Here is a 6,276-nt window from a genome sequence, read left to right on the forward strand (position 1 = left end):
GAAACTCATCCCAATCGACCAGGATTTCGTCCAATGCTCTGTCCCTTGGTGTTCAAATTCGGCCGTGGTCCCAGCCGATCCATGCCCAAGTTCGGTAAAAAAGACGTTACGGCGGGAATGCGCCGAGACAAAAGTCGCCCCTTTTTGGGTCAGCGGCGGACGCGCCAGCGCCCTTCGCCATCGGCCGCGGTGTCACCCTCGACCTGCCAGCCATGTTCGTCCGCGAGCACCGCCACTTCGCGTCCCGCCTGCGGATCGTCGGCGATCAGCAGGACGTCGGCGGCTTCGCGCATCGCGCGCGCCAGCCGCAGCGCGGGCCAGGGGCAACGCATCCCGCGTGCATCGACGACCAGCGTCGATGCGCTATTCGTCATAGGGATTGCGCGAATTGCGGAAATTCAGCCGCACGGGGACGCCCTGGAACCCCAATTCCTTGCGCATGCCATTGACCAGATAACGCTCATAGCTTCCCGGCAAGCTGTCGGTGCGCGTCCCGAAGACGACGAAGGTCGGGGGCCGCGTGCGCGCCTGCGTGATATAGCGCAGCTTGATGCGTTTGCCGCCGGGCGCCGGCGGCGGATTGCTCTCGACCGCGCCTTCGAACCAGCGGTTGAGCCGCGCGGTCGAAACGCGGTTGGTCCAGATCGCGCGCTGTTCGAAGGCGACGCGAACCAGCGTATCGATGCCCTTGCCCGTCGCGCCCGAAATACTGAGCACGGGCACGCCCTTGACCTGTGACAGGCCGTCGTCGAGCGCACCGCGAACGCCGTTGAACAGCGACGATGGATCCTCGGCAATGTCCCATTTGTTGAGCGCGACGATGAGCGCGCGGCCTTCCTGCAAAACCCGGTCGGCGATGCGCAGATCCTGCGCCTCCAGCCCCTTGGTCGCGTCGAGCAACAGCACGACGACTTCGGCGAAATCGACCGCATGCAGCGCATCGGCGACCGACAGCTTTTCGAGCTTGTCGACCACCTTCGCGCGTTTGCGCATCCCGGCCGTGTCGAACAGCTGGATCTCGTGAATCTCGCCGCCGTCTTCCCATTGCCAGTCGACGCGGATCGAATCGCGCGTGATCCCCGCTTCGGGTCCGGTGATCAGGCGATCCTCGCCGATCATGCGGTTGATCAGCGTCGACTTGCCCGCATTCGGCCGGCCGACGATCGCAAGCTTCATCGGGCCGAGCGGCGCGTCCTCGTCGCCTTCAAACGGCGGCGGCGAAGCCTCGGCTTCGGCCGCGTCATACGTCTCGATGATCGGGCGCAGCGCGTCGAACAGGTCGACGACGCCCTCGCCATGCTCGGCGCTCAGCGCGATCGGATTGTCGAAGCCGAGCGAATAGCTTTCCATCAGGCCGTCTTCGCCCTGTTTTCCTTCGGCCTTGTTGACGAGGAGGATGATCGGCGTGTCCTCGCTGCGCAGCCAGCGCGCGATTTCCTCGTCGAGCGGGGTCACTCCGGCGCGGCCGTCGATCATGAACAGTGCGGCGTCGGCTTCGCGCACCGCCTTTTCGGTCTGCACGCGCATCCGGCCAGGCAGCGTCGCCGCGTCATAATCTTCGAAACCCGCGGTATCGACGATAGTGAATTTCAGGCCGAGCAATTCGCCGTCGCCCTCGCGCCGGTCGCGCGTGACGCCCGGCTGGTCATCGACCAGCGCCAGGCGCTTGCCGACCAGCCGGTTGAACAGCGTCGATTTGCCCACATTGGGCCTGCCCACAATGGCGATCGTCGCAAATCGCGACATGAAATCTAATCCCTGTATTGATCCGGGCCGCCCCGGCCCGGACGCTTGTCAGCGCCAGGCCGTGATGCGCCCGTCGTCTGCCAAGATATACAAAATATTGTTCGCAACCACCGGCGACTGCGACAGGGGCGTCTTGAACTCGGTCGACCCCAGCAGCGAACCGTCGGTCGGCGAGAATTCCTGCAGCATCCCTTCGCTGTTCACCGCGATCAGGCGGCCGCCCGCGAGAATCGGTCCGGTCCAGCGGATCGGATCCTTCTTCTTCTTTTCGGTTTCGACACGGAAGCGCGCGAGCTGCTGGAGCCAGCGGACCTTCCCGGTGCCCCGCGCGACGCACAAGAGCTTGCCGTCGTCGGTCATCGCATAGACCCATTCGCCGACGACATAGGGTGTCGAGATACCGGCGATCGAGATTTCCCAGCTGCGCTGACCGGTGAGCAGTTCGTAGCTCGCCATGCGGCCACCCTGACCCAGCGCAAAGACGCGGCCGCGATCGACGACCGGATCGGCATCGACGTCGGTAAGCGTCGAAACCGACAGCGCCATTGAGGTGCGCGCCAGCGCATCTTCCCACAGGTCACGGCCGTTTTCGTATCGATAGGCCTGCACCTCGCCCGACGAGAAGCCGGCGACGATCGTCCCCTGCCCTGCCGCTGGTGAAGCCGCACCGAAGACGCTGCCCGGTTCCAGCGAGGCCGTCGCCTGCCACAGCACCGCGCCATTGGTCGCGTTGAGTGCAAAAATCTGGTTGTCCTGGCTGACCACATAGACGCCGCCAAAGGCGATCGTCGGCGCGCCGCGCAGCGGTCCCGCGGGCTTCACCTTCCAGATTACCGAACCGTCGGCGACGTTCAGCGCCGCGACGTCGCCCGCGCCGCTCGTCGCATAGACGACGGTTCCGTCGACCCCGGCACCGCCGCCGAACAGCGAATCCTTGAAATCTTTCGCGGTACTGCCGATCGCCGTCCGCCATAGCTGCGCCCCGGTATCGGCGGCAAAGGCGGTGACCACTGCGTCGGTGCCAACCGCAAACAGGCGGTTGTCGGCGATGACCGGCGAAGCGGCGAGGCGCTGCTTGTTGTTGCTGCCGGCGATACTGGCCTGCCACAACTGGCTACGCGTCGCACCGAGCGCCGGATGGCCCATCGATTTCGACGCGTTGCCGCCCGATTGCGACCAGGCCGTGTTGACCGCCGGTTCGGGCAGGACGACAGCAATGCTGGCCGTAACCGGATCGACCTTGATGCTGTTGTCGTTCGACAGGATCGACACGCGGTCACCGACGGTCGGCGTCTTCGGCCCGCCGTTGCCCTTGAACACGCCGCAGCCCGCGAGCGGCAGCGCCACCAGCACCGCGGCCATTGCAAAGTACGCTTTCCGCATATTATTCGGTTTCCTCAACTTTTGCGGCAGCCGCTGCCTTCGGCGCGGCATCGCCTTTCTGGTCCCCGGCGCCTTGCGTCGCCGCATTTTTTTCGGCTGCGGCGCTGTCCGCCGCGCGGTCGGCCACGGCGTCAACGCCGAGCATGCCTGCCATCTGGACCGCGCGCGATTCGAGCGACTTGGCAACCTTCGGCGTTTTGGCAATGCGGGCATAGAGCGCACCGGCCTTGTCATATTGGCCGAGCTGGTAATGCGCGCTAGCCGACAGTTCGGCCGCGCTGGGGAACCAGCTCGACGCCGGATCCTTGGCATCGACTATCGGCTTCATGCGCGCGATCACGACATCAGGCTTCAGCGTGTCATATTCGAACGCGGTCTGGCGGATAAGCGCAAGGTCACGCAGCGCCGGGTCGAGCTTGGTGTCGGCAGCAACCTTCGCCATCAACGCGGCGGCGGCTTTCAAGTCGCCGGTCTGCGCCTTGATGTTTGCCTGCTGCATCTCGGCAACCGCGCGATAGGCGGGATCGCCTTCGACGGCGAGCTTCTGAAGCTCAGTTGCGGCCGCACGAGGCTGGTTGGTCCCCAGCTTTTCGAACGCCGCGATCAATTCCTCAGCCTGTTCGCCGCGCGCGACCTCCCGCTGGTGGCTCCAGAAAAGATAGCCGCCGAACGCGAGCAGGGCGGCGAGGACGCCGCCGATGATCCAGCGGCCATAACGCTGCATGATCGTATCGAGCCGGTCCTTGCGGACCGCTTCGTCGACTTCCTGCAACAGCGCGGCATCATTCGTCGGGCTCAGGGCCAATCAAACCTCCATAAACTCAATATTGGCGCCCAGCCTTCAGCAAAGCACCGGCCGCTTCCTTAGCGACGGCGCCGAAAAAGGCCAAGCGATTCACTTGGCCCCGATCCTGCCGCCGCCGGGACTTCAACCAGCGTAGGTCTGATCCTCTGTCGGGAATGAACGGGACCTGACTTCGTCCGCATAATCCTTGACCGCGCTGTTGATAACGCCCGCCATATCCTGATAGCGCTTCACGAACTTGGGGACGCGGTCGAACATGCCGAGCATGTCGTCGGTAACCAGCACCTGACCGTCGCACTGCGCCGATGCGCCGATACCGATCGTCGGGCAATCAACCCTGTTCGTGATCTCGATCGCGATCGATTCGAGGACACCTTCGATGACGATCGAAAAAGCGCCCGCCTGCGCGACGGCGACCGCATCCTCGACGATCGAGCGCGCTTCCTCCTCGCTCTTGCCGCGCACCCCATAACCGCCAAGAATATTGACCGCCTGCGGCGTCAGCCCGACGTGGCCCATCACCGGAATGCCGCGCTGGGTCAGGAACTCGATCGTCGGCGCGAGCACCTTGCCCCCCTCGACCTTCACCGCCGCGGCTCCGGTTTCCTTGAGCAGCCGCGCGGCGTTGTCGAACGCCTGCTGCGGACTCCCCTCATAACTACCGAACGGCATGTCGACGATTACCGCGGCGTGATAGCTGCCGCGTACCACGGCGGCGCCGTGCAGCGCCATCATCTCCATCGTGACGCCAACGGTGTGCGGCAAGCCGTAGATCACCTGCGCCAGCGAATCGCCGACTAGCAGCATGTCGCAATGCGGGTCGAGCAGCTGCGCCATGCGGACGGTATAGGCGGTGAGCATCACCAGCGGTTCGCCGCCCTTGCGCTGGCGAATCCGCGGCACGGTGAGGCGTTTCATCGGCTGCGGCGTCGGATTCGCGCGGCTGGTCGAAGTGTCGAAGGTGAGCGTTTTCGGGAGCGTGGACATGGCGCGGGGGTCTAGCCCTTCGAGACCCCAAGCGAAAGGTCCAACAGGCGCAATGTCAATTAATCTTGACTCAATGTTATATATTTTTAACATTAGGTCATGCAGAACGAACATTCGGAGATTCGCCAATGACCTTTCGCGAAAAAATCGACTGGCTGACGATTGCGGTGATCGCGCTCGCCTTCGGCTGGTATGCTGCGGTTTACCCCTGGGGCTTGCGGGGCGTGCCGGCGCTCGCAGCGCAGGGCGGACTGCTTCTTGTCGTTGCCGTCGCGATGACGATGGCACTGACCGTCGCGGCCGTCGCTCTGGCGATCTACCGTCCGCGCGATGCCAATGCGCCCGCCGACGAACGCGACCGCGACATCACCCGCCGGGCATCGACGCGCGCTTATTATGTGCTGATCGTCGGGGCGGCCTGCAGCTTCGCCCTCGCCTATTGGACGGCGGATCTGGCGGTCGTGCTCAACGGCCTGCTCGCCGCGATCGTCGCGGCCGAACTGGTCCGCCTCGTGACGCAAGTCGCGGCCTACCGGCTGGGGGAATGACAATGACCTATACCGAAAAGAAAAGCTGGCTGATGCTGGTCGCGATGCTGCTCGCTTACGGCCTCTATTTCGGGCTCATCCTCGCGGGCCATCCGGCGGGATACGACAAGTTTGCGATGCTGTGGCTGTTCGGGACCATCGCCGCGACGCAAGCGGTGGTGGTGATCGCCGGCCATGTCTGGCTCGCGATCGGCGCCCGCAAACTGCCGCCGTCGCGCGTCGACGAGCGCGACCGCGCGATCGCTGCACGCGGCGCGAAGATATCCTACTACATCCTGCTGACCGGCACGATCCTCGTCGGGGTCGTCATGCCCTTCACCGAACCGCCGATGAAGATCGTCAACACCGCGCTGTTCGCGATCGTCATCGCCGAGCTGATCGGCCTGCTGGTCATCGTGACGAGCTATCGGAGGGGCTGGCATGGCTAAGCCGCCCTTCACCAACGATATCCGCACGCTGCGCTTCATGGCCGGCGAGATGACGCAGGGTGACCTCGGTGATCGCGTCGGCGTTACAAGGCAGACCATCGCGGCAATCGAACAGGGGAAATACTCACCCTCGCTCGAGGTCGCGTTCCGCATCGCCCGCATCTTCGACAAGCCGCTCGAAGCTGTGTTCCAGTGGAATGACGCCAGCGATTGAGACAGCGTGGCCGCGCGGGTCCGGCCCTCGCCCCTCCCCGGTGGCGTCGGGCCGGACTTCAGGCTGCGCTTAGTGCCGCCAGATGTTCGGGACTCAATTCAAGCGTCATGCTGCCAAGCAGTTCGTTGAGCTGTTCGACATTTGTTGCGCTGGCGATCGGCGCGG

8 protein-coding genes are annotated in these 6,276 nt (G+C 64.4%); 3 read left to right on the top strand and 5 right to left on the bottom strand.

Features of this window, described 5'->3' with window-relative positions; translation table 11 throughout:
* Window positions 1–149 precede the first annotated feature (149 nt).
* The 5 genes from VGD20_RS03675 to panB form a co-directional block, all read right to left on the bottom strand.
* A complete protein-coding gene (locus VGD20_RS03675; protein ID WP_331133149.1) occupies window positions 150–374 on the bottom strand; it encodes a sulfurtransferase TusA family protein in 225 nt (74 codons plus the stop codon).
* Window positions 364–1,746, bottom strand: coding sequence for a ribosome biogenesis GTPase Der (der, locus tag VGD20_RS03680; protein WP_331133150.1), 1,383 nt, complete (start codon window positions 1,744–1,746; stop codon window positions 364–366). The genes VGD20_RS03675 and der overlap by 11 nt, the downstream gene beginning before the upstream one ends.
* 48 nt (window positions 1,747–1,794) lie before the next feature.
* Window positions 1,795–3,129 carry a PQQ-binding-like beta-propeller repeat protein gene (locus VGD20_RS03685; RefSeq protein WP_331133151.1) on the bottom strand — a complete coding sequence of 445 codons (1,335 nt, stop codon included), beginning with the start codon at window positions 3,127–3,129 and terminating at the stop codon, window positions 1,795–1,797.
* A 1-nt stretch (window position 3,130) separates the two neighbouring features.
* Complete coding sequence (locus VGD20_RS03690; RefSeq protein ID WP_331133152.1) at window positions 3,131–3,934, bottom strand: tetratricopeptide repeat protein; 804 nt, start codon at window positions 3,932–3,934, stop codon at window positions 3,131–3,133.
* A gap of 123 nt (window positions 3,935–4,057) precedes the next feature.
* The gene (panB, locus tag VGD20_RS03695; protein ID WP_331133153.1) at window positions 4,058–4,921 is read right to left on the bottom strand and encodes a 3-methyl-2-oxobutanoate hydroxymethyltransferase; all 864 of its coding nucleotides are present in this window, start codon (window positions 4,919–4,921) and stop codon (window positions 4,058–4,060) included.
* Window positions 4,922–5,049: 128 nt separating this feature from the next.
* Here panB and VGD20_RS03700 point away from each other — a divergent pair, with 128 nt between their 5' ends.
* The 3 genes from VGD20_RS03700 to VGD20_RS03710 are packed head-to-tail and all read left to right on the top strand — an operon-like array spanning window position 5,050 to window position 6,111.
* Window positions 5,050–5,469: a hypothetical protein gene (locus VGD20_RS03700; RefSeq protein ID WP_331133154.1), complete on the top strand. Its 420-nt coding sequence runs from the start codon at window positions 5,050–5,052 to the stop codon at window positions 5,467–5,469.
* A gap of 2 nt (window positions 5,470–5,471) precedes the next feature.
* Entirely contained in the window at window positions 5,472–5,897 is a 426-nt protein-coding gene (locus VGD20_RS03705) for a DUF2178 domain-containing protein (protein ID WP_331133155.1), read from the top strand.
* Complete coding sequence (locus VGD20_RS03710) at window positions 5,890–6,111, top strand: helix-turn-helix transcriptional regulator (RefSeq protein WP_331133156.1); 222 nt, start codon at window positions 5,890–5,892, stop codon at window positions 6,109–6,111. Before VGD20_RS03705 ends, VGD20_RS03710 begins: the two co-directional genes overlap by 8 nt.
* Window positions 6,112–6,276 lie beyond the last annotated feature (165 nt).

Source organism: Sphingopyxis sp., from assembly GCF_036402335.1.
Classification (GTDB): domain Bacteria; phylum Pseudomonadota; class Alphaproteobacteria; order Sphingomonadales; family Sphingomonadaceae; genus Sphingopyxis.